The organism is Streptomyces sp. NPDC054834, assembly GCF_053611185.1.
This window is the reverse complement of the sequence record NZ_JBSGZV010000008.1, coordinates 36,885-58,884: the sequence shown is the minus strand read 5'-3', so window position 1 is coordinate 58,884 and position 22,000 is coordinate 36,885. Positions and strand designations below refer to the sequence as shown.

The following is a 22,000-nucleotide window of genomic DNA, read 5'->3' as shown; positions in this document are numbered from 1 at the left end:
AGCCTGTTCTTCAGCGAAGTGTGAAGGGTTTCACAGCTCGGCCGAGGGGTGTCGATCAGGGGGTCGGGGCCTCGGCCCGGCAGTCGGGGCACAGGCCCCAGAACGTCACCGCGGCCTCCTGGGTGTCGTACTCGTCCGGCAGCCGCGGCTCCATACAGGGAGCCGCACCCACCGTGCATTCCACGTCACGGATGGTTCCGCAGGCGCGGCACACGAAGTGGTGGTGATTGTCGTGGCGCTCGGTCTCGTAACGGGCCGGGTGACCCGGGATCTGAGTGCACCGGACCAGACCGGCGTCCGTGAGCGCGCGCAGCACGTTGTAGGTGGCCTGTAGCGACAGGCGGCCGGTGATCCGCTGGGCACGTTCACGCAGGGCGTCGGCGTCGAGGTGGTCGGGCGACTCGTGGACGGCGGTCAGCATGGCCATGCGCGGGGCGGTCACCCGCATGCCCGCCGTGCGCAGCCGCGCGGCGGCCAGCGCCATGGGCTCGTCGGCGGTGGACGGGGTCGTCATGCCGCCGCCAGGTCCGCGGAGAGCTCGAACCACACACTCTTGCCCACGGGCCCGTATGTCCAGCCCCACCGCGCGGCCAGCGCATCGACCAGCGCGAGTCCGCGGCCGGTCTCGTCCTCGAGGTCCGCGTCGCGCGGACGGGGAGGCGCCGAGGAGCCATCGCTCACCAGACAGCGCACATCGGACACCCGCTCGAGGGTGAGGGTTACCGGCCCGTCGGCATGCCGCAGGGCATTGCCCACCAGCTCGCTGACCAGCAGCTCGGCGGTCGGGACGAGGTCCGTGAGATCCCATTGGGACAGTACGTCGCGGATGGCGGCCCTCGCCCGGGCGCACGCGGTCGGCGACCACGGCAGGGTCCAGGGTCCGCCGACGAACGATTCCAGGCCGCTCCGGGCCAGGGGTGCACCGGGCGCCATGCTCTGGTGGGGTTCGCGGGGGACTGTGCGGTCCATGGGGGGCGTGCCTTCGCAGGACGGGTGCAATCTCCCTTGAAACCGTACGCCTTTTCTGGAGTCGGTCAAGTCAGTGGATACCGTCATCTTTCTGGATCCGCACACATCCGGAACCGGCGGTTCCGTGACATCTGTCACGCCCAGTCCACGACCTCGCCGTCCCGCTTAGTAGAGGTCGCTCCGGCGACATAAGAGACTTGTCCGTCTTGGTGCGGACACGCCGCACGTTCGACTTGAAGGCATTCCGCCCGTTCAGGAGTTCTCGCCCGTTCGCGATGCTCAAAGGCTGCTGACGGGGTATCAGGGCCTGCCCGTCGGCCACGGCAGTGCGAGCAGCACGCCCCCACTCCCCTGGCAAGGGCCGCGGAAGTCTACGAAGCCGAGTAGTACCAAGGGCCCTTTGCGCTCTCTGTGAGGGCGTCCCAAGAATGACGACCAGCAGGACATCGTCGCAGTTCAGGGCAGGTCACGCATGGGAAAGCACCGCAAGATCCAGCATTACCGGCGGATAGTCATCGCCGCCGCCGCCGTGGGAGCCGTGGGCGTGCCGTCCGTCGCCGTGGCGTGTGGCGACTGGGGAGCCGCCGACGGAGATCAGCTCCAGAGCACCGCGACGAACACGGCCGCGGCGTGGCAGAGCAACACCGACCGGGACCTCCACTGGTACCGCCACTGGAAGCACCACTGGGACGGCGCCACGGACAGCGCTCCCACCGCTTCACCGGCGTCGAAGGCCCCGACCGCCTCCCCGAGCGCTCCGCGGACCACCGCGCCGAAGCACCGGACCAGCGCTTCTCCCCGCACTCCGAAGACCACCGCCCCCGCCCCCAAGGCCACCGCGCCCACCGCCAAGACCCCCACGGCGCCGAGCACCCCGAAGCCGGCGGCCACGGCCTCCGGGGCCGCCGCCCGCGTCATCCAGCTGGTCAACGCGGAGCGCGCCAAGGTGGGGTGCTCGGCCCTCACCTCGAACGCGACCCTGGCCAAGGCCGCCCAGGCACACAGCGCGGACATGGCGGCCCACCAGAACATGTCGCACACCGGGTCCGACGGATCGTCCCCGGGCGACCGGATCACCAGGGCCGGCTACAGCTGGAGCGCCTACGGCGAGAACGTCGCCTACGGCTACGCCACTCCCGAGCAGGTCATGGCGGGCTGGATGTCCAGCCCCGGCCACCGGGCGAACATCCTCAACTGTTCCTTCAAGGAGATCGGCGTGGGTCTCGCACAGCCCAACTCCTACTGGACCCAGGACTTCGGCACGTCCCGGTAGGGCTGGGACCCGGTGACGGTCGGGCGCCGAGCGTGCCGGCGGCTGCGCGGACCAGGACGTCGAGCCAGGCCTGGTGGCCGTTGACCATCGGGGTCGGGGTCTGCTTCGCCAGCTCGGCGGCCGGCTGACCGATCTGCGTCTCCTGGGTGAGGATGCGCACCCGGCCGCCAGGCACGTCCTCCACGAGCCAGGCGTGCAGCACGTCGAGCCGCTCCTCCGGCTCGACGTCCTGCTTCGCGGTCGCAGCTCACCGCGTGCGCCGCGGTCACCGTACCCAACCCGTACGCGGTGCTGTCCGCGGTCGACGCGGGCGGCGGCTTCAGCGTGCTGCCCCGCTCGCTCTGCCAGGAGTACCTGGACACCGGACGCCTCGCCCTCCTCCACGATCCGGAGGAATCCCCGCTGAACACCCTGTTCCTCGTCCAGCGGCCCGGCACCGAGAGCGACCCCGCCGTCGTCCGGGTCCGCGACACCCTGCGGCGTGCCGCCCGCGACTGGTAGCCACTCCCGTGAGCGAAGCGCCATTTCATCACGGTCGTCATCAACGCCGGCCGACCGTCAGGGCTGCCGGACGGTAGGCGACGTAGGCCGCTCCGTCCAGGCCGAGCGCGGTGGCCGACCGTTGCAGGGCGGCCGGGGTGGCGGCGTCCCAACTGCCCGAGGTGACGCGGTGTTCGAGGGCGTGGAGGGCGGCGACCGTCTCGGCGGTGGTGAAGGTGCAGTGGCCCTGGCGCTCGACATAGGCCTGGCGCAGCAGCGCGGCCCGGCCGGCCGCGTGGACGCGGTCGGCGAACCGGCGCTCCTGCTCGACCGGGACGAGGTTGTCGGCGGTGGTGTGAACGTCCAGCAGGGGTACGGCGAGTCCCTGCCCCGCGGAGGAGGTGCGCTCGGCGGTGCGGACGGCGGCCGGGTCGGCGGTGATGCGGGCGCCCGAGGTGAGCGCCTTCAGGTCGGCGCGCAGGTCGAGTCCGGCCGCCCGGTACAGGGCGCGGACCTGCGGGGCGTGGACGGATCCGGCGAGGAGGCGGGCGTAGTCGACGCCCCGGTTCCAGGAGTTGTCGCCGCCGACGGCCTGCTCGACCGCGTACCGGCCGCCCTCGACGAAGGACAGTATGCCGCTCGCGAACCAGGCGTACTGCTGCTCCTGCTGGCCCGCCCAGTCGGTGGGCGCGGGGGCGGTCCGGCCCGGGGCCCACGCCGGCAGGTTGAGGAAGGCGGCGGCCAGCGCGATGCGGGCGCGGCCCCGCGGTGTGGCCTGTGCGGCGGTGACGGCCGCGGTGAGCTTCTGGGCGGTGGCGGCGGCCTCGTCGGCGGAGCCGAACCGGACGAGCTCGACGTCCTGTTCGGGCAGGAGCAGCCGGGCGAGGGTGTATTCGGCGTCGAGTTGGTAGTTGTCCAGGTCGGTGCCGCCGGCCACCAGCCCGCACAGGCCCAGCGCGCCGTCGACGCGACCGGCGCCGTCGCGGGCGATCCGGGCGTTGACCAGCCCGCCCATGGAGGTGCCGACGGAGAGGGTGCGGCTCGGTGTGCCGATCCGCGCGGTGACCGCGTCGAGGGTGGCGAACTGGTCGCGTTCCGCGCTCGCCAGGGCCCACATCGAACCGTTCGGGTCGTAGGAGGAGCCGGCCAGCGCGTATCCCTGGGCGAGGAGTTCGTCGCGTACGGCGTCGGTGGGCGCGTCGCGGGCGACGAGTTGGCCGAAACCGTGGCTGAACAGCAGCAGGGTGCCGTTCCAGTCTGCGGGAACGTCCGCGATCCAGGCGGCTCCGTCGGCGAGGGTGCCGGTGAGGTGACCGGAGTTCGCGGTCCGGGCCTGCACGGTTGCCGGGGCGGAGCCGGCTGTGAGGGCGGTGACCGCGGCCGTGGCGAGGGCGACGAGGGAGAGACGCAGGCGGGTGCGCATGACGGCGGCTCCTGTGGGAGTGGGGGCGGGAGCGTGTCGTACCGATGCCCAGTGGCAGATGCTCAGTGCACTGAACGTCACGGAAATCTAGGGCAGTTTTGTTACGGCCGTCAATCTAGTGCACAGTATTGGTCAGTCGAGGAGGAGCGGATTGGGCAGCGTGGCTCCTGGATGCATGCGCAGAAGGGTGTGGAGGACTCCCGCGAGGCCGGACATGAGGCTCGGCGAGAACGCTTCGCGGGCGAGGCCGCCGACGGGACCGCGTTGTTCGAGGCCGGTGAGGATCTCGGCGTCGAGCGCCGACGGGTCACCGACGTCCATGGACGTGAGGAACTCCCAGAGTCCGAGGTCGCCGTGGCACAGGGTGTGGCTCCAGCCGAAGCCCTCGGCGGCGCAGGCGCGTGCGGCGCGGTGGGCCATGTCGAGGTGGGCGGGATCGCCGGTGCGCCGGTGGAGGTCGAGCATGCCGATGCCCACGCCCGCGCTGCCGTGGCACCAGCTGGTGAAGAAGTCCTCCTCGGCGCCGATGCGGACGTCGAGCCAGTTGCCGTGCTCGGGTTGGTAGAGGGACTCCTGGTAGGCGAAGGCCCGCTCGGCGAGATGCGTCCAGTCGCGCCGTTCGGCCGGGGAGCCCGCGTCGCCGAGGGCGAGCCGGGTCAGCGACCAGCCGATGCCGGTGGCGCCGTGGGCGAAGCCGCCGATTCCCTCGGGGTTGAGCCGGGTCGTCCAGCGGGCGCCGCTCGCGTCGACGGTGGCCAGCCCGGTGAGCCGGCGGCCGATGTGCGCGGCGGCGCCGAGCCACCGGTCGTGTCCGGTCGCCGCGGCCAGGCCGAGCAGGGGGACGATGCCGCCGGCCGCCCCGTTGAGGAGGTCCACCTCGATGTCGTCCTCGACCAGCCGGCCGCCCTCCGCGAGCAACAGAGCCCTGCCGGCCGCCCGTTCCAGCAGCCGGTCCTCGCCGAGCACCCGGTGCAGCGCCAGCCACGTCCACACCTGGGAGGCGGCACCGCTGAACGCCCCGGCCGACGGCGTCGGCGTCCGGTCCTCGGTGGAGACCAGCACCCGCAGCGCGCCCTCGAACGTCTCGGCGACCCCGGGCACGTCGTCCGCGCGTCCGGCCCGCACCTCGGTCAGGTACTCCGCGAGGGTCAGCGCCACCCCGCCCTGCCCGGTGTAGAGGTCGGCGGGCAGCACCCTGATGGACCACCCGGCAGGAGTGAAGACGGGGCTGATCCAGGTGACCGTACCGTCCTCGCCGCGCACCGCCCCGTCGCACAGCCGCCGTACCATCTGGGCGGCCAGGTCGCGGCGCCGCCGCTCCCGGTCACGGGCGTGCGGTTCGCGGGCGGCGGCCTGCACCCGCTGGGGCAGCGAACGCTCGTTGAGGTACGCGCCCACCAGCGCGTCCTGGATCACCGACTCCTCCAGCGCCAGGTCGGCGGTGCGCCAGTCCTCGACGGTGGTCCGTACGGCGGCCGCGTCCACGGTGAAGGTGAACATCGGTATGTCACCGATCAGCAGGTCCGCGATCTCGCCGTCGATGGCGGCGCGGTCGGTCGGCGCGCCGGGCAGCACCTCGGCGTTGCGGCGCAGGATGTCCCGGGCCCGCTCGACGGCGGCCGTCTCGTCGTGCAACGACGCCGGGTGCCACAGCATCCGGCCGATGTCGACGTACGCCTGCGTCGGCCGCAGGATCCGCCGCGCCCGGGCGCCCTCGAAGCGGCGCAGCAGCTGGTGGGGATCGGTCCCGGGCCGGTGCAGATGCGCGGTCATCTCGCGGAACCCGGCCAGGATCCGGTCCCAGTACAAGCTCAGTACCGGGGTCGGGCTGGGGTGGTTGTCCGTGGGGGGCATCGCCACCAGGTCCACCTGGAAGCGGGCCGCCGCGGTGCCGCCGTCCGCGATCACCGGGTTCGGGATCAGCGGCTGCTGGCCGGGCAGCGCCCCGACCCCGGAGATGTCCACCCCGCCGAGCGCGAAGCCGGTGCCGCGCACGGGCAGCAGTCCGGTACGCAGCACCGTGCGGCGGATGGCCGCCGCCGCCACGTCCACCGCGTCGCCCCGGCCGCTGGGCGGGAAGGGCGCGGGGGCGTCGAAGAGCGTCTCGGCGTCCACGATCACCGGTACCGGGCCCGCGGCGACCATGTTCTCGGCGTGCATGTCGGTGCCGCCGGTGAAGCGGAGCACGGCCAGCCAGTGCCCCATGTTGCGGTAGAAGGAGGCGAGTTCGGCGTCGTCGGCGCAGTGGCGGTGGCGGACGAACTCGGCCCAGCCGTAGCCCTCGCGCGGCAGCGTCCGCGGCACCCGGATGCGCTCGGCCGGCACCGGGGCGCCGGGGAAGTCCGCGTACAGCTCGTCCAGCAGCGCGCCCAGGGCCACATCCGTGTCGGACGGCCGGGGCTTGTACATGACGCTTCCACCGGCGAAGTCGGCCCGGCTCACCGTCAGTCCGCCGCGGTGGGTGTCGCCCGCTCCGAACGCGACGGCGCGCAGCTGCCCCGCAGGTCCGTCCAGCAGCGGCCGCAGCAGGTCACGGTCCGCGGCGAGGCGCTGTGCGAAACCGGCCGTCGCCGCCACCGACAGCCGCGCCACCGACGCGATCCGCCGGGCCACGGTCGGGTACCGGCCGGCCAGCCGGTCGAGGTAGCCCTCCTCGGCGGCCTGCTCGATGAACTCGGCCCACGTCTCCGTGTCGGCTACGGCGTCCGCGCCTTCGGCGGCCCGCCCGCCGCCCGCTGTCATGTGCAGCGCGCGCAGTTCGATCAGGAACAGGCGGGACAGTTTGGCGTGCAGGGACCTGAGCAGGGCGCTGTGGCCGCCCTCCAGCACCGCCTCCCGTTCCGCCCGGCTCAGGGCGTCCACGGCGGCCAGCCGCCGGGCCAGCTCCTCCCGCCACGGGCGGGCGACGGCTCGTACGGGCCGGGAGAACCAATGCTCCTCGTTGCTCCTGCCCGGCTCCACTGGTACCGATCCGCTCACCGTCCACCCTCCCGATGCCGAAAACCCGATCCCGAAAACCTGATGCCGAAAAGGAGCACGGGAGACTGCGCGACCGGTGATGGCTCGGCGCGCAGTCCCCCGCGCTGGTCTTCTTCCGCAGGTGCCTCAGGTGATCAGCAGCACCAGCTGCCGTGGGAGCCGCTCGGGCTGGAACAGAAGCCGTAGAGGGAGTCGCTCGGGTCGGTGAGCGCGGCCTCGGCCGCCGTGCCGCCGACGTACAGGGGTCCGGCCGGGTTGGCCTGCCCGTACGCGCTCTCGGCGCCGGACAGCCAGGCGTCGAGCACAGCGGCGGTGGAAACTCTGGTCTGGGGCATGGATGGCCTCCAAACGAGGGGATTGGGACGGATTGCCCAGCCCTGAGTATCACCGGATTCGAACGCTCGTCAGACGAGCAATCCGGCCACAGTCGGGCGGTGTTCGTGTGGTGCGGCCCGGTCCGTGGGGCGGGCGGGGCACGTGTGCCTCAGGCCAGTGGCAGCGTCGAGTGGAACCCCCAGTGGCCGGAGCCCACCTCGTACACCGTCTCCGTGCCACCGGTGCGCAGGAGCTGCGCTCCCGCCGGTGCCTCGGCACGGCCGTCGGACGCGGGAAGGTGGACCTCCGCCGTGCTCCCGGCGGGCACGTCCACGGTCAGCCGGAAGCGGTCGGCATGACGTGTCCAGGCGGTGCGGGCGATGCCGCAGGGGGTGCGGGGGGAGGCGGATGCCGAGGTCATGTCGCCTTCGACCGCGGGATCGACGATGTCGACGAAGAGCAGGTACGCGCGGGTGCGGCGCATGTTGGCCAGGAAGGGCCTCTCCAGGAGCCGGACCGCGGTGAGCGGGAAGGGGACGAGCGCGCCCTCGGGGCCGGATGAACCCTTCACCCGGCTCGGCGTGACCCCAGACGCCCGAACCAGGACGCGCCGATGCCGGTGGCGGTGTAACCGGTCTGTCGGAACACGGCGACGTCCGCCCTCGCGGTGCCCGACTGGAGGACCCGGTGGACGCGGCCGAGGTAGCCGGAAATATCGGTGACGTGCTGCCAGGTGGGCTGCCGGGGTCCCCAGGATTCGCCGTAGCCGGGGGCGCCGTTGTAGGGGCTGAAGGCCGCGAAGCCGGGCCGGCTCACCTTCGGCGCGGTGGCGTAGGAGAAGCCGTGTAGGACCGTCTGGTTGACGCCTGCCGCGTAGGCGCCGCCCATGGTGCGCAGGAAACGGTCCCATGTAGTGCTGTACGCCGAGCCGTTGTACGCGCCCGCCCCGGAAACCCCAGGCGTACAAGGCTCGTCCACGGATGCCGCGGGATATCGTTGCGGGCATGGACATCTCGCGTTCGAAGGGTCCGGCGGGCTTCGGGTAGCCGCCAGGAGATACCTGGCGGTGGTTACCGACGGAGTCCCCATGGCACGCACCGCCCATCACGTTCCCGCTGCGCACAGCCGGAACGGAGACGACCATCGACCAGGGAACCCCTGGCGTACCGTGGTTCTGCACGACCTCAGGTACGGCGCCCGCAGCCTCAGCGATGCGGCGCGGGAATCCAGGAGACCCCATCCGTGCGCGGTCCGCCGCAAGGTGGACTTCTACTCATTCGCCCGGCACGGTCACGACCGTTCCGTCGCGCGGTGGTCCGCGATCGAGGAACGCCGGGCACGACAGCGGCTGCGGGCCCAAGTGGGGGCTCTTCTGCGGCTGGTGAACTCCAGCGCCGATGAACTGGCCCTCGACGCCACGGACTCGGTGGATGTGCCGCCGACGCGTCACCGGCGCGGCTCGCTCTGGCTCGCGTGACCGCGCCGCCGGACATCTGCCTGCCGGCGACGTCACCCGCGACGGGACTGCCGGAAGAGCTCCCCTTGTCGGGCTTATCCGAACTGGCCGGGCTGGTAGTCGCCGGCGGGCTGCTGGACGATGACGTTCAGCCGGTTGTAGGCGTTGATGAGGGCGATGAGGGAGACGAGGGCGGCGAGCTGGTCTTCGTCGTAGTGCTTGGCGGCGTTCGCCCAGGCCTCGTCCGAGACACCGCCGGCCGCGTCGGCGATGCGGGTCCCCTGCTCCGTCAGCTCCAGCGCGGCGCGCTCGGCGTCGGTGAACACCTTGGCCTCGCGCCAGGCCGCGACCAGGTTCAGGCGCACCGAGGTCTCCCCGGCGTGGGCGGCGTCCTTGGTGTGCATGTCGGTGCAGAAGCCGCAGCCGTTGATCTGACTGGCGCGGATCTTCACCAGCTCCTGCGTCGCGGCCGGCAGCGTCGACTCCGACACCGCTTTGCCCGCCGAGTTGATGTACTTGAGGAACTTGGCTGCGACCGGGTTGCCGAAGTGGTTCAAGCGAGCTTCCATGACGGACTCCTGTGCGGTTGCTGATACGTACACCTCTCTGACGGGACGGCCCGACAGGATGTGACAGCCATGAATGTGACGTGGGTCATATTGTGTCGGGCGGCGGAGCCCGCCCTCGGCATACCGGGCCTACGCGCCGTTGAACACGCTGTGCGTCCGGTCCGTACCGTCCTGCGCACGCGTCAGTCAGCGCCTCAGCCACACCCCGCAGTCACGATGCCCGGAGTTGATCCCGCATGATGCTCACCAAGCGCGCCGCGCTCATGACCGGAAGCCTCGCCACAGCAGCCGCAGCGGTCCTGGGGGCCGCCACGGTCGGTCACGCGGCCGACCACTCGCCGGCCCACGCCTCCGCCGACGCCCACAGAACCGCGATCCCCCCGCAGCTGCGCGTACCCGACGGCAACAAGCGGATCGCCTCGTTCGACGCACAGGGCGTGCAGACCTACACCTGCGTCAACGGCTCCTGGACCTTCCTCGAGCCCGCCGCCAACCTCTGGAAGGAGCACGACCCGCGGCATCGCCCTGTCGCCCTGCACAGCAAGGGCCCGGTCTGGATCTCCACCGTCGACGGCAGCGCGGTCAACGCCTCCGCCGTCCCCGGCGCAAGCGTCCCGCACGAGGACGCGGTACCGGAACTGCTGCTCAAGGCCACGGCCACCCGCGGCGACGGCATGTTCGGCTCCGTCTCCTACATCCAGCGCCTCCACACCGAGGGAGGCCTCCCGCCGGCGGGATCCTGCACGGACAACAGTCAGGTCGGCGTCCCCTACTCGGCCACGTACCTCTTCTACGCGCCCTCGCGCCCATGACCGCCGAACCTGTGAAGCGGGCCAGCTGCCTTACCCCGCGTACGGGTACGGAGCCCGACAGCGGCATCACGAAGCAGTAACAAGGCGCAACCCTGAGGAAGTTGGCACGGTCTAGGCCGCTATGAAGATCTCTTTCCTGCTGCACAACGCCTACGGGATCGGAGGCACGATCACCACCACCTTCAACCTGGCGCAGGCGCTGGCGGACCGGCACGACGTGGAGATCGTCTCCGTGTTCCGGCACCTGGAGCGGCCGCACTCCGCCCTGGACCCGAGGGTGTCGCTGCGGCCGCTGGTCGACCTCCGGCAGGAGAAGGAGCATCCACAGCAGCTGAGACCGGCGCGAGTCTTTCCCCGCGCCGAGTACCGGTACAAGCAGTACAGCGAGTTGACGGACGAGCGCATCGGCGCGTGTCTCGCCGCGACCGACGCCGACGTGGTGATCGGCACCCGGCCGGGCCTCAACGTGCACCTCGCGCTCCAGGCGCCCGGCCACGTGGCACGCATCGGTCAGGAGCACCTGACCCTGGACAACCACTCGCCGCAGCTGCGCACCTCGCTGCGCCGGGCCTATCCCCGGCTCGACGTGCTCACCACCGTGTCCGAGGCGGACGCCGCGGCGTACCGGCGGAAGATGAGACTGCCCGGCGTGCGCGTGGAGAACCTCCCCAACAGCGTGCCGGATCCCACCCTCCCGACCGCGGACGGCAACGCCAAGGTGGTCGTCGCGGCCGGCCGGCTGGTCCCGGTGAAGCGTTATGACCTCCTCATCGAGGCCTTCGCCGTGGTCGCCGCCGAGCACCCCGACTGGCAGCTGCGCATCTACGGCAAGGGTGAGCAGCGCGATCGGCTGCACCGGCTCATCGTGGAGCTCGGGCTGTGGAACAACGTCTACCTCATGGGTCCGGCGGCTCCCATGGAGGCCGAGTGGGTCAAGGGTTCGATCGGTGCGGCCGCCTCCGACTTCGAGCCGTTCGGCATGACGATCGTCGAGGCGATGCGCTGCGGTCTGCCGGTGGTGAGCACCGACTGCCCCTATGGACCAGGTGAGATCATCGAGGACGGCGTCGACGGCCGGCTGGTGCCGGTCGGGGACCGTGACGCCCTGGGCACCGCCCTGCTGGAGCTCGTACGCGACGACGAGCGGCGTCGCCGTGCGGGCCGTGCGGCCATGGAGAACGCGCGGCGGTACGCTCCCGGCCCCGTAGTCGAGCAGGCGGAGAACCTGTTGGCCGAGGCGGTCTCGGCCCGACGGGCGGGACGCCCGGTCGCCCTGGAACACGCTCCCGTGCGCCGCGTACTGACCAGCCGGGGTTTCGCCGCCCGCGACGCCGCGCGGGTCGCGGCGAACGGCGTACTGCGCAGGGTACGGAAGGCAGGACGATGAGCACGGAACACAACGCACAGCCACGCGTCGCCTGTACGGTCGGCGCGGACGGCCGGATCACCTTCGACCTGCCGCTGCCGCCGGCCGAGGGACAGCAACTGCTCCTGCGGCTCCGCCCCAAGAAGGGGCAGCCCGAGACGACCCGCCACGTCCTCGGCCTGGAGCCCTCCGGCCACGGCCTGCGCGCCACACTGGAACCGCGGACCCTGCTCGCGGAGGGCCGCTGGGACGTGTACCTGCTGCCGGACCCGGAGTCCCCGCGGGTCCGGCTGCGCCCAGGCCTGCGCGACCTGCGGGTCCTCGTCGACGGACACCTGCGTGACCGGCCGTCACCGCTCGCCGTCCGGATCCCCTACGCCACCAAGGACGGTTATCTCGCCGTGCGCGCCTGGCTGCGCCCCGCCCACGCGGAGGCCGGCCGCGTCGACGTCACGGACCGGTCGACGACGGTCGCCGCACGCCTGCACGGCGCCGCGCTCCTGGAGGGGGCGGTGGTCCACCTCCGCCTGCGCGGCGACGACGACACCGTACGCATTCTTCGGCCACGGCCCGGAGACGACGGCCGAAGCCTCTCGTTCACCCTCGACCACGAGGAGCTCGCCGCCGGCACGAGCACCGGCAGCGGGGTCTGGGACGTCTTCGTCCGCCCCGCGGCCGAGGCACCTCTCATCCGGTTGGCCCGACTCCTCGACGACGTGGCGGACCGCAAGGAGGTGTTCGTCTGTCCGGCGACCACGGTCGGGGACGCGGTGGTGCATCCCTACTACACGATCGACAACGACTTCTCCGTGAAGGTGGCGAAGGCCGGTCGCCCGGCGGCGCAGGCGTGAGGCCGACTCGGGTCGGGTAGCCATGCGGTGCTTCACTGGCGCTGGGCCGAAGGGGGAGACGCGCGGTGTCGGACGAGGGGCCGCCGGATGCCTGGGAGCCGCACGAGCGCCGTCTCTGGGAGGCGTACCGGCGGGGCGAGTGGTGCGACGACGTGCCGGAAGTGCGCGCCGAGGTCGTACGGTGGCTGCTCGTCGCCGCGCCCCGACCGGTGCCGGGGAGCCTCGCCCGGCTGCGCTTACAGGGCACGCGCATCACCGGGAGGCTCGATCTCGCCGAGGCGGACGTCCGGTGCGCGATACGCCTGCGGTCCTGCCGGCTGGACGAGGCGCCCTGTTTCGACGGCGGGCACTTCAACGCCCTGGAGATGAGGGACTGCGCCCTGCCCGGACTCACGGCGGTGGGCACCCGGATCGATCAGGAGTGCGTGCTCGCGGACTGCGTGATCGACGGCACGCTCGATCTGCGGTCCCTGAGCGTGGGCACACGTCTGTCATTGAACCGCTCGCGGACGGTGGCTTCGGACGAGCGGCCCGCGATCGACGCCGAGTCGCTCTCCGTCGACGAGGGCTTCTCGGCGGCCGGCCTGGAATGCGCCGGACAGGTGCGGCTCACCAGCGCCCAGATCCGGGACGCGCTCACTCTGCGCGGCGCGCGGATCCGGGGCGCCGACGCCTGCGTTCAGGCAGCCGAACTCAGTGTGGGCGGCGGGCTCCACCTCGACCTCGGTTTCACCAGCGAGGGCGGCATCAACCTCTACGGCGCCTCGATCGGCGGAACACTCCACCTGGAGGAGAGCACCCTCACCGGCACGGGCGAGGGACGCGGGGAACCCGCGCTTCAGTTGCTGTGTGCCACGGTCGGCGGTGACATCCAGGCGGGCCGCGGGCTCGTGGTGCACGGGTGTGTCGACCTGAGGGACACGACGGTGCGGGGCAGTGTCGTGCTGAAGAGGGCCCGGCTGCACCACCCGGACGGCACGGCGCTCACCGCCGAGCGCCTGCACGTCGGCGGCACCCTCAACTGCCGCGGCGGGTTCGTCGCGCAGGGCACCGTGGACCTCTGCGACGCCCGGATCGGCGGTTCGGTCCTCCTGGAGGGCGCGGATCTGACCGGCCTCGCGGGACCGGCGTTGCGCGCCAACGGCATAGAGGTGGGGGCCGAGTTCAACTGCTGCGACGGGCTGAGCGCGCACGGCCGGATCTCGCTCAGCAGCGTCACCGTACGCGCCAAGCTCTGCTTCAAGGACGCCCTGTTCGATGTTCCGAGCGGCAACACCGCGCTGACCTGCCGCCGTTCCACGGCCTCCGAACTGGCGCTCCAGCCCCGCGAAGCCCCCGTCGGCACCGTCGACCTCAGGCACACCCGGGTCGGCGTGCTGCGGGACGACCCGGCGAGCTGGCCTCGGGCGCTGCTCCTCGAAGGCCTGGTGTACGACAGCGTCCATCCCACGCTGCCCGGCGGCGACCGGCTGCCCTGGCTGGACCGGGACCCCACCGGTTTCGCCCTGCAACCGTACGAGCAGCTGGCGGTCACCTACCGGCAGCACGGCCGGGACGCCGACGCCCGCACCGTGCTGCTGGCCGAGCAGCGCCGCATCCGCACCACGCTCACCTGGCCCGCCCGCATCTGGAGCGTCGTGCAGGACCTCACGGTCGGCTACGGCTACCGGCCGGCCCGCGCGGCGTGGCTCCTGGCCGCGCTGTTCGCGGCCGGCACCGCCGTCTTCGCCACCTGGCCGCCGCAGTTCACCGGCGACGGCGCACGACCCGACTTCCAGCCCGCCATATACACCCTGGATCTGCTGCTGCCCGTCGTCGACTTCGGGCAGGAACCGGCGTTCACGGCCCGCGGCGCCGCGCAATGGGCGGCCGTCGTGCTGGTCAGCGCGGGCTGGCTCCTCGCCACCACCGCCGCGGCAGGCGCGAACAGAGTCCTGCGCAGGAGCTGACCCTGTTCACCCGGCGTTCTGGGCGGAGGCGTCCGGATACCGGCCCGGCGACGGCCGGAGCCGGGGAACTCGGGCGTACAGGGCGGCCACACATGCCTCGGACAGGGTGACGACGAGGACGGCGTGGCCGGCCCCGAGCCGCAGCGGAAGCGCCCCGACGACTGCGCCGACGAAGATGCCGAGCACGGTCGTGATCCGCCGCACCCCCTGAAGAGCCGACTGCCGGGGGCCGGCGACCGGAAGGACAGCACACGGTCAGGGCCCTCACCAGCGTGATCTGGATGGCTGTGGTGGGCATGTCGGGATCCCCGCCTCGTTGATCACGCGTGTGCGCCGTCCCATGGCGAAGGCGAGCAACACGGCCGTGAGGGCCACGGAGTGTCCGGGGAGCTGCCCGGTGCCGTCGGCGGCCACGGCGTACAGGCCCGTGGCACACAGCACCGCCACCTCGGCGGTGAGCGCGATCACGAACCATCGCCGTCCCCTGCGGCTCGACCGGGCGATGAGGACCTGGGACGCGGTGGCTCCGGCGACGAAAGCGGCCGGCGCCTCCGCCGGCCGGGCTGCGGCGATCCCGGGTGCCCTCGCCACCCCGAAGCCGAGCAGCAGCAGGTTGCCGGTCGCGAGGGTCGCGAACGCATGCCCCAGGCCGAGAAACGTGATCGCGTCGATCGCGCCGGACGTCACGGTCAGGGCGCACAGTGCGATGCTCACGTGGATCTCGGCCCCGTGACCGGTCGGCGTTCACCTCGTCGGCCTGCCGCAGGGGCCGGGCGGGACGGCCGCGTGACCCGCGGTCGGCACTCCGTCCGCCGGTCGGCGCGTCACAGATCCCGTGGGGGGCGGCGCCGGACGCGGATGCCCACGGCCGCGACTAGCAGGACCGCGCAACACGCGAACACCATCCCGGCGTCGCGTACGCCCAGGGTCACGGCGAGGGCGCCCACTCCGACGACCGGCAGCGAGATCCCCACGTAGGCGACGACGAAGAACGCCGAGATGGTGGCGCCCCGGTGCTCCTGGGGGGCCGCGGAGCTCACCGCCGTCAGACCGGCGCGGAAGGCCATGCCCTGTCCCACACCACCCGTCGCCGCCCCCACCAGCAGCACCGGCAGGGACGTCAGGAGCAGCGAGGCCCCGACGAGGAGGAGGCCGACGACGAGTACCAGGCAGCCCCACGTCAGGGCTCGGCGGGCACCGACGCGTCCCATGAGCAGCTGTCCGCAGGTGGAGGCGCAGAACACGCAGAAGACGACGGCACCGACCACCGCCAGGTTGCGCTCACCCAGCGTCTGGGCGAGGAAGGCGGGGGCCACGGCCGTGAACAGGCCGAGCAGGGAGAAACCCGCGAAGGCGGCGAGGGCACTGGACGGGAACACGCCCCGCACCTCGGGTGGCACCGTCATGCCCTGCGGCCGCAGCGGAGGCCGGGGGCCGGAGTGGCGTACGGTCTCGGGCAGCAGGCAGGTGACCGCCATGGCGACCGCCAGCAGCGCGAGATGGACGACGAAGGGCAGTGTGAGCGGCCAGGGCGCGTACTCGGCCAGGAAGCCCGAGAGCAGGGGGCCGAGGCCGAGGCCGCCCATGTTGGCCGCGGTCGCCGCCAGTCCGGCCCGTGCGCGCAGTCCCGGCGGTGCCAGGTCGAGGACGGTCGCGGTGGCCGTGCCGCTCAACAGCCCAGCGGAGAAACCCGACAGCACACGGCCCGTGTACAGCAGCGGCAGCCCGCCCTCGAACAGGAAGCAGAGCGCGCTGAGCGCGGACAGCCCGAGCGCGGACATCAGCACCGGGCGCCGCCCCAGCACGTCGGAGAAACCGCCGGCGACCAGCAGTGCGGTGATGACGCCCACCGCGTAGACGGCGAACACCACTGTCACGATCAGTTCGGAGAACCCGATCCGCTCCCGGTACAGCCCGTAGAGCGGCGTCGGCAGAGTGGTGCCCATCATGCCGACGGCGAAGACGCCGGCCGCGGACTTGTACCCCGGCCGGCGACCCCGGCGATGACGCTCGGCGTCACTCCTGACCACACCTCACCATAGGCATCCGGCCGTCCGGCGCGACGCGACACGACGGCAGCGGGCCGCCAGGGCTCGGCTCAGCCCTGGGCGGCTCGCTCGTGGTTCAGCGTTCCTCGCGGAACAGGACGTGCTTCCCGGCAGTGGGGTCGTACTTGCGCAGTACGAGCCGGTCGGGGTCGTTGAGGCGGTTCTTGCGGGTCACGTAGGTGACGCCGGTTCCGGCCGTCGACTTCAGCCTGACGACGGGGCGCGCGGTGCTGCGGGCCATGAGGTCCTCCTTCGTTCACCACACACTCGACCTTGATCCGAGCATGCCAGCAATAGGCCTCAACCACGGGCTCCCGGGTGGAATTCCCGCCTTCTGGTTCGGCAGCGGTGTGATGTTTCGCACGGGGACGGAATTAACGGTTCCGAATGGGCAACGTTCCCTTTCATGCCCCGCGTGAACATCCCCCGGCAGGAGACTCCATGACGACGGCGACCACGGCGACCCGGACGCCGCCCGCCACCGCCGCCACGGCCGCCGGACCCGGTACGAAGATCCCACCGTCCGCCTCGATGCCCTCGCTCCCCTCGCTCACCGGGCTGCGCTGGATGGCGGCGCTGCTGGTCTTCGGACTGCACGTGCACAACTTCGGCTACTTCGGCGGCACCGGCGGCCGCGTCATGACGTGGGCGTTCGGGGCCGGGGCCAGCGGAGTGTCCTTCTTCTTCGTGTTGTCAGGATTCGTACTCACGTGGTCCGCACGCCCGAACGACCGAGCGCTCGGCTTCTGGTGGCGGCGCATCGCCCGCGTCTACCCGGTGCACCTGGTCACCGTCGCGATCGCGCTGCTCATGACCTGCGCGCCGGTCCATCTGGCAAGGCCGACACTGCGCCAGGGACTGGCCGACCTGCTGCTGGTGCACTCGTGGTGGCGCCCGTGGTGGCAGACCCTGAACCCGGTCAGCTGGTCCCTCGCCTGCGAAGCCTTCTTCTACGCCGCCTTCCCGCTGCTGGCCCTCCTGCTGCGCCGTCTCGGCGCCCGGGGATCGGCGGCCCTCGCCGGGGCATCGGTGCTGGCGGTACTGGCGCTCGCCCATACCGAGTCGCACCAGTGGTTCAGTCAGCCGATCAGTTCCTTCCCCGCCGCCCGCCTGCCCGAGTTCGTCCTCGGCGCCGCGACCGCCCGTCTGGTGCTGCTCGGCCGGTGGCGCGGGCCCGGTCTGGAGGCCTCGCTCGCGCTGGCGATCATCGGCTACTTCTTCGTCCCGCAGGTCACCGCCGGGTACCCGGCCACCGTCTGCACCATCATCGGCTTCGCCCTGCTCATCCCGGCGGCGGCCGTCGCCGACGTGCAGGGCCTGCCGTCGCTGTGGCGGCACCGACGGCTGGTCCGGCTGGGCGAACTGTCGTTCGCCTTCTACATGGTCCATCTCCTGGTGATCAGGACCGGCACCATCCTGCTCGGCAAGTCCCCGCGGTTCGGCCTGCCGACGGCCCTGACCGTCACCGTCGTCGCGTTCACGGTGTCCCTCGGACTGTCCTGGGTCCTGTACGAGGCGGTGGAACGCCCCGCGCGACGGCTGCTCCTGCGCAAGTGCCGTTCCGCCGCGGCCCGGAAGCCGGCGCCGGACACCCAGTCACCGTCCGCGCCGGCCGCGGCGGCCGACTGAATCATCCGGTCGGACCACTCAGGCGGCGTCCATGCCTCTGGCCCAGACGGGCCAGTACGGCACGGGCCATGACTTCCTCACCCTTGGCGTTCGGATGCGCGGGGGCGGCGGGCGAGGCCGGCTGGAGCGGTTCGATCCAGCGGTCCTCGGGCGCCTTGCACATGTCGTGGCCGCGCGTGGGGCCGTAGGTGTCGACGTACTCGGCATGGTTCCACGCGGCCACCATGCGCAGCATCAGGTTCAGCCGTTTGCCGGTGTCCCGCAGATAGGGGAAGTCCTTCACCCCGAACGGAACGGAAGCGGAGCAGCCACTGCCGTCGTCGGGGAGGAGGTCCGGGTAACCGACGACGAGCACCCGCGCGTGCGGGGCCCCGGCGCGCACGGCACGCAGCACACGGTCGATCTTCGGGGCGGTCCGCACGATGGTCACCGCCAACTGGTCGACCCCGGACGAGCCGTAGTAGCGCTCGCACGGGTTCCCCGTCGGATCCTGGGAGCCGAGGCGGGCGCAGGTCTGGATGATCGAGCCGAAGCCGATGTCGTTGCCGCCGATCTGGACCGTGACCAGGTCGGTGTCCCGTTGCAGAGCGTTCAGCTGGGGGGCGTTGGAGCCCTGCGCCGTCCACATGTTCTCGGTCGTCGCCCCGCTGCAACTGACGTCCTTGAACGCCGTCACATGTCGCTCCGCCGACACGATCGAGGGGTAATTGTGGTCGGACCGCGCGCAGTTCGCGTCCACCTGCTGCGGGATGAGCGGACCCGAGGTGTAGGAGTCGCCGAGCGACACGTACCGCGTGTCGCGGCCGTGCCCGCCGACTCCGTTCGCGGCAACGGGCGTTGTGGAGGCGGCGACGAGAGCACACCCGCCCAGCGCCGCCCCCAGCACCACCGTCCGCCGCCGTCGCGCCGCTCCGCCCGGATATGTGCCGTCCCCCATCGGATTCCTCCCCCTGGTGCCTTCGCACGTTCGACGGGGCTTGTATACCGTCCGGTACGTCTGCGAAGCCAGAGGCGGGCACCGACTATTGGGTTCTGGTCAGGAAGTCAGCTCACTTTCGGGCCACCACGCGCAAGGTCCGTACCGAGGGGTCGGCCGCGTCGGGGATCAGCACGCCGTGTTCGACGCCGCTGCGCAGATAGTCGAGGACCTCGTCGGTGATCACCTCTCCCGGGGCCACCGCGGGCACTCCCGGAGGGTACGGGCTGATCATCTCCGCGGAGATCCGGCCCGCGGCCCGCTCGGCGGGCACGTGGTCGACCTCGGCGAAGAAGGCCTCGCGAGGCAGCATGGCCTGCTCCAGCTCCAGGGCGGAGGGCCCGGGCAGGGGGACGGCCGGCTGCCGTTCGATGGAGTCGGCGCCGTCGACGAGGGCGCGCAGGGCGTCCAAAAGGATCTTCTCGGTCTCGTCGTCATCGGCGTGGGTGATGGAGGCGCTGATGCGGCAGGTGTCGGAGCCGCCGATGTCGACATGCCGGTGGGCCCGCAGCCACTCGGCCGCCTGCATGCCGCTGATACCGAGCCCGCGTACGTCGATCACGATCTTCAGCGGGTCGATCTCGGCGGCGAGTCCCTCGTCCAGGACCTCACGGCCCATGGGCCGCAAGCCCGGCAGCTCCGCGGCGGCGGTGCGGATCCGTTCCGCCCGGCGCAGTGCGGTCTCCAGTAGTTCGTGCCCCTGTTCGACCATCTGGCGGCGCCAGCCGTCGAGAGTGGCGAACACCAGGGTGGAGGCGCTGGTGGTGCCGAGCAGGTCCTCCCGCTGTTTGAGGACCTCCGGCGACACCCGGTCGTACTGGAGGTGGAAGACGGAACTCTGCTCGATGGCGCCGCCCATCTTGTGGACGCTGGTGACCACCAGGTCGGCCTCGGCGTCCATGCCCCAGGCCGGCAGCCGTGGGTGGAACGGCAGGTGCGCGCCCCAGGCCTCGTCGACGATGAGGGGCACGTCGAACTCGTGGCACACCCGGGCCACGCCCTGGATGTCGGCGCAGGTGCCCCAGTCGGTCGGCGTGATCAGCAGCATGCCCTTGGCGTCCGGATGTTCCTGGAGGCGGCGGCGGACGTCGTCGGGCTCCGGCGGGTGGGCGATATGGCGCTCCGTGTCGAACTTGGGGTGCACCCAGATCGGCTCGACCCCGTTGACGACGACGGCCGCGACCACGGACTTGTGGGCGTTGCGGGACAGCAGCAGTTTCTCGCCGGGTCCCGCCACGGCCAGCATGGCGGTCTTGACCGACAGCGAACTGCCGCAGGTGGAGAAGAACGCCTGATCGGCGCCGACCGCGTCGGCCATGAGCTCCTGGGCGTGGCTGATGACGCCCTGGGACTGGCGCCGGTCGTCCAGTCCGTTGAGGGAGAGGACGTCGGAGCGGAACACGTCCATACCGACGATCTCCGCCACTCTCGGGTCCACGCCACGGCCCTGCTTGTGTCCGGGCGGGCCGTAGGCGATGTCTCCCCGGCGCCGGAACTCCTGAAGCGCCTCCAGCACGGGCACCCGTGAGTGATCCATCGTTCCTCCCATGTCGCCCCCCGGCAGTGGTGTGAGCGGCTGAAGCCCGTCCGGTCACACCGACCGTGTTGCACTGGTCCGGGCGTCGAAACCCGATGGGTGTCGCGTCACCCGGGCGGTGGAACCCGCAGTGGTACGCAGGAGCGCACCCGACACCGAGGAGACCGCATGGCCCGCAGGCTGGACGACGTCCACCAGGACATCCGCAAGGCCGTGGCCGACCGGGCCGACGCCCTGTGGGACGTGGCCCTGCGGCTGCACGCGGACCCCGAACACGCCTTCGCCGAGCACCGCGCCGCGGCCCTGCTCACGGGAGAACTGGAGCGCGCCGGGCTCAGGGTCGAGCGTGGGGTGGCCGGCATGCCGACCGCGTTCACCGCCCGCTCGGGCCGCGCCCGCCCCACCGTGGCGCTGCTGCTGGAGTACGACGCGCTGCCCGGCCTCGGCCACGCCTGTGGCCACAACCTCATCGCGGCGGCGGGCCTGGGCGCGGCACTCGCGACCCACGCCGTTCTGGACGGCTCCGCCGGCTCCGTGCTGGCCGTGGGCACCCCCGCCGAGGAGGGCGGCGGCGGAAAGGCCGTCGAGGTGGATGCCGGGGTGTTCGACGAGGTCGACGCCGCACTGATGTTCCATCCAGGCGTGTACGACTGGCGGCGGGCGCCGCTGACCGCACAGGTGCAGTACCGGGTGGCCTTCCACGGCCGGGCCGCCCATCCCACGGGCAACCCCACCGAGGGCATCGACGCGCTGGCCGCCCTGATCGAGCTGTTCAACGTGCTGGCCGTACTGGGCCGGCGCCTGCCGGGGGCCTCGCACGTGCAGGGCATCGTCACCCACGGCGGCACGGCCACGAACATCGTTCCCGAATACGCGGAGGGGCAGTTCGGGCTGCGGGCGGCCACCGGCCGGGCCCTGGACGACCTGATCGAGCAGCTGCGCGAGTGCGCCGAGGGGGTCGCGCGCGCCACCGGCACACGGGCCCAGGTGGAGCGGGCCACGGTCCGCTACGACCATTTCCGGGACAGCGACGTGCTGTCGGACCGGTTCGCCCGGCACCTGTCCCGTGCGGGGATCGCGCTCACTCCGCCCGTACCCGGCGTGTATCTGGGGTCCTCGGACATCGGCAACGTCAGCACTCGGGTGCCCGCCATCCACCCGTTCGTCGCGATCATGGACGAGGACGGTTCGGACCACACCGTCGAGTTCGCCGAGGCCGCCGCCTCGGCGCGGGCCCGGGAGGTGCTGCTCGCCGCGACGGAGGCGCTCGCGTGCACCGCCGCGGACCTCGTGCTGTGCCCGGAGCTGAGCGAGGAGGCGTGGGCGCGGCACCGCTCGGCCGCGGCGACCGAAGGGTGAGGCCCGCCG

Annotated in this window: 22 protein-coding genes and 1 pseudogene; 9 read left to right on the top strand and 14 right to left on the bottom strand. The window is 72.0% G+C overall.

All coding sequences use genetic code 11. The features are described 5' to 3' along the window. Positions 1–55 precede the first annotated feature (55 nt). Both ACWGJM_RS13500 and ACWGJM_RS13495 read right to left on the bottom strand, forming a co-directional pair. A complete protein-coding gene (locus ACWGJM_RS13500; RefSeq protein WP_453411822.1) occupies positions 56–514 on the bottom strand; it encodes a Fur family transcriptional regulator in 459 nt (152 codons plus the stop codon). After that, on the bottom strand, positions 511–969 hold the full coding sequence (locus ACWGJM_RS13495; RefSeq protein ID WP_453411821.1) for an ATP-binding protein: 459 nt from the start codon (positions 967–969) through the stop codon (positions 511–513). Before ACWGJM_RS13495 ends, ACWGJM_RS13500 begins: the two co-directional genes overlap by 4 nt. A 472-nt stretch (positions 970–1,441) precedes the next feature. Between ACWGJM_RS13495 and ACWGJM_RS13490 the strand changes: the two genes are divergently transcribed. Both ACWGJM_RS13490 and ACWGJM_RS13485 read left to right on the top strand, forming a co-directional pair. Next, positions 1,442–2,242 carry a CAP domain-containing protein gene (locus ACWGJM_RS13490; protein ID WP_453411820.1) on the top strand — a complete coding sequence of 267 codons (801 nt, stop codon included), beginning with the start codon at positions 1,442–1,444 and terminating at the stop codon, positions 2,240–2,242. Between the two features lie 288 nt (positions 2,243–2,530). Continuing rightward, positions 2,531–2,743 (top strand): LysR substrate-binding domain-containing protein, encoded by a 213-nt coding sequence (locus tag ACWGJM_RS13485; RefSeq protein ID WP_453411819.1) that lies wholly within the window; start codon positions 2,531–2,533, stop codon positions 2,741–2,743. Positions 2,744–2,783: 40 nt separating this feature from the next. Here the strand turns inward: ACWGJM_RS13485 and ACWGJM_RS13480 are convergent, their stop codons facing one another. The 5 genes and pseudogenes from ACWGJM_RS13480 to ACWGJM_RS13460 all read right to left on the bottom strand — a co-directional run. Continuing rightward, a complete protein-coding gene (locus ACWGJM_RS13480; protein ID WP_453411818.1) occupies positions 2,784–4,145 on the bottom strand; it encodes an alpha/beta hydrolase in 1,362 nt (453 codons plus the stop codon). 132 nt (positions 4,146–4,277) lie between these two features. Next, entirely contained in the window at positions 4,278–7,124 is a 2,847-nt protein-coding gene (locus ACWGJM_RS13475; RefSeq protein ID WP_453411817.1) for a type 2 lanthipeptide synthetase LanM family protein, read from the bottom strand. Between the two features lie 134 nt (positions 7,125–7,258). Next, positions 7,259–7,459, bottom strand: a complete 201-nt coding sequence (locus ACWGJM_RS13470; protein ID WP_361451186.1) for a DUF6229 family protein — start codon at positions 7,457–7,459, stop codon at positions 7,259–7,261. 149 nt (positions 7,460–7,608) lie between these two features. Next, on the bottom strand, positions 7,609–8,010 hold the full coding sequence (locus tag ACWGJM_RS13465; RefSeq protein WP_453411816.1) for an alpha-L-rhamnosidase C-terminal domain-containing protein: 402 nt from the start codon (positions 8,008–8,010) through the stop codon (positions 7,609–7,611). Positions 8,011–8,024: 14 nt separating this feature from the next. After that, a pseudogene (locus tag ACWGJM_RS13460) lies at positions 8,025–8,384 on the bottom strand (glycosyl hydrolase); the annotation flags it as partial. Positions 8,385–8,607: 223 nt separating this feature from the next. Between ACWGJM_RS13460 and ACWGJM_RS13455 the strand changes: the two are divergent. Beyond that, on the top strand, positions 8,608–8,916 hold the full coding sequence (locus tag ACWGJM_RS13455) for a hypothetical protein (RefSeq protein ID WP_453411815.1): 309 nt from the start codon (positions 8,608–8,610) through the stop codon (positions 8,914–8,916). Positions 8,917–8,990: 74 nt separating this feature from the next. Here the strand turns inward: ACWGJM_RS13455 and ACWGJM_RS13450 are convergent, their stop codons facing one another. After that, positions 8,991–9,464 (bottom strand): carboxymuconolactone decarboxylase family protein, encoded by a 474-nt coding sequence (locus ACWGJM_RS13450; protein WP_453411814.1) that lies wholly within the window; start codon positions 9,462–9,464, stop codon positions 8,991–8,993. A 236-nt stretch (positions 9,465–9,700) separates the two neighbouring features. Here ACWGJM_RS13450 and ACWGJM_RS13445 point away from each other — a divergent pair, with 236 nt between their 5' ends. From ACWGJM_RS13445 to ACWGJM_RS13430, 4 genes are all read left to right on the top strand, one after another. Continuing rightward, a complete protein-coding gene (locus ACWGJM_RS13445) occupies positions 9,701–10,276 on the top strand; it encodes a DUF3455 domain-containing protein (RefSeq protein WP_453411813.1) in 576 nt (191 codons plus the stop codon). 121 nt (positions 10,277–10,397) lie between these two features. After that, positions 10,398–11,663 (top strand): glycosyltransferase family 4 protein, encoded by a 1,266-nt coding sequence (locus ACWGJM_RS13440; RefSeq protein WP_453411812.1) that lies wholly within the window; start codon positions 10,398–10,400, stop codon positions 11,661–11,663. Then, complete coding sequence (locus tag ACWGJM_RS13435) at positions 11,660–12,493, top strand: transferase (RefSeq protein WP_453411811.1); 834 nt, start codon at positions 11,660–11,662, stop codon at positions 12,491–12,493. The genes ACWGJM_RS13440 and ACWGJM_RS13435 overlap by 4 nt, the downstream gene beginning before the upstream one ends. A gap of 65 nt (positions 12,494–12,558) precedes the next feature. Next, positions 12,559–14,442: a hypothetical protein gene (locus tag ACWGJM_RS13430; RefSeq protein WP_453411810.1), complete on the top strand. Its 1,884-nt coding sequence runs from the start codon at positions 12,559–12,561 to the stop codon at positions 14,440–14,442. 6 nt (positions 14,443–14,448) lie between these two features. Here ACWGJM_RS13430 and ACWGJM_RS13425 read toward each other — a convergent pair whose 3' ends face one another. The 4 genes from ACWGJM_RS13425 to rpmG form a co-directional block, all read right to left on the bottom strand. Beyond that, positions 14,449–14,646 (bottom strand): hypothetical protein, encoded by a 198-nt coding sequence (locus ACWGJM_RS13425; RefSeq protein WP_453411809.1) that lies wholly within the window; start codon positions 14,644–14,646, stop codon positions 14,449–14,451. 60 nt (positions 14,647–14,706) lie between these two features. Then, entirely contained in the window at positions 14,707–15,156 is a 450-nt protein-coding gene (locus tag ACWGJM_RS13420) for a DUF1275 family protein (protein WP_453411808.1), read from the bottom strand. A gap of 110 nt (positions 15,157–15,266) precedes the next feature. After that, positions 15,267–16,472, bottom strand: coding sequence for an MFS transporter (locus ACWGJM_RS13415; RefSeq protein WP_453411807.1), 1,206 nt, complete (start codon positions 16,470–16,472; stop codon positions 15,267–15,269). A 94-nt stretch (positions 16,473–16,566) separates the two neighbouring features. After that, a complete protein-coding gene (rpmG, locus tag ACWGJM_RS13410) occupies positions 16,567–16,731 on the bottom strand; it encodes a 50S ribosomal protein L33 (protein WP_453411806.1) in 165 nt (54 codons plus the stop codon). Positions 16,732–16,931: 200 nt separating this feature from the next. Here rpmG and ACWGJM_RS13405 point away from each other — a divergent pair, with 200 nt between their 5' ends. Next, positions 16,932–18,119, top strand: a complete 1,188-nt coding sequence (locus ACWGJM_RS13405) for an acyltransferase family protein (protein ID WP_453411805.1) — start codon at positions 16,932–16,934, stop codon at positions 18,117–18,119. 1 nt (position 18,120) lies between these two features. Here the strand turns inward: ACWGJM_RS13405 and ACWGJM_RS13400 are convergent, their stop codons facing one another. Beyond that, the gene (locus ACWGJM_RS13400; protein ID WP_453411804.1) at positions 18,121–19,056 is read right to left on the bottom strand and encodes an SGNH/GDSL hydrolase family protein; all 936 of its coding nucleotides are present in this window, start codon (positions 19,054–19,056) and stop codon (positions 18,121–18,123) included. A gap of 112 nt (positions 19,057–19,168) precedes the next feature. Beyond that, a complete protein-coding gene (locus ACWGJM_RS13395; RefSeq protein WP_453411803.1) occupies positions 19,169–20,632 on the bottom strand; it encodes an aminotransferase class I/II-fold pyridoxal phosphate-dependent enzyme in 1,464 nt (487 codons plus the stop codon). Positions 20,633–20,800: 168 nt separating this feature from the next. On the opposite strand from ACWGJM_RS13395, the gene ACWGJM_RS13390 reads away from it, so the two are divergent. After that, the gene (locus ACWGJM_RS13390; protein ID WP_453411802.1) at positions 20,801–21,991 is read left to right on the top strand and encodes an amidohydrolase; all 1,191 of its coding nucleotides are present in this window, start codon (positions 20,801–20,803) and stop codon (positions 21,989–21,991) included. The last annotated feature ends 9 nt before the right edge of the window (positions 21,992–22,000 follow it).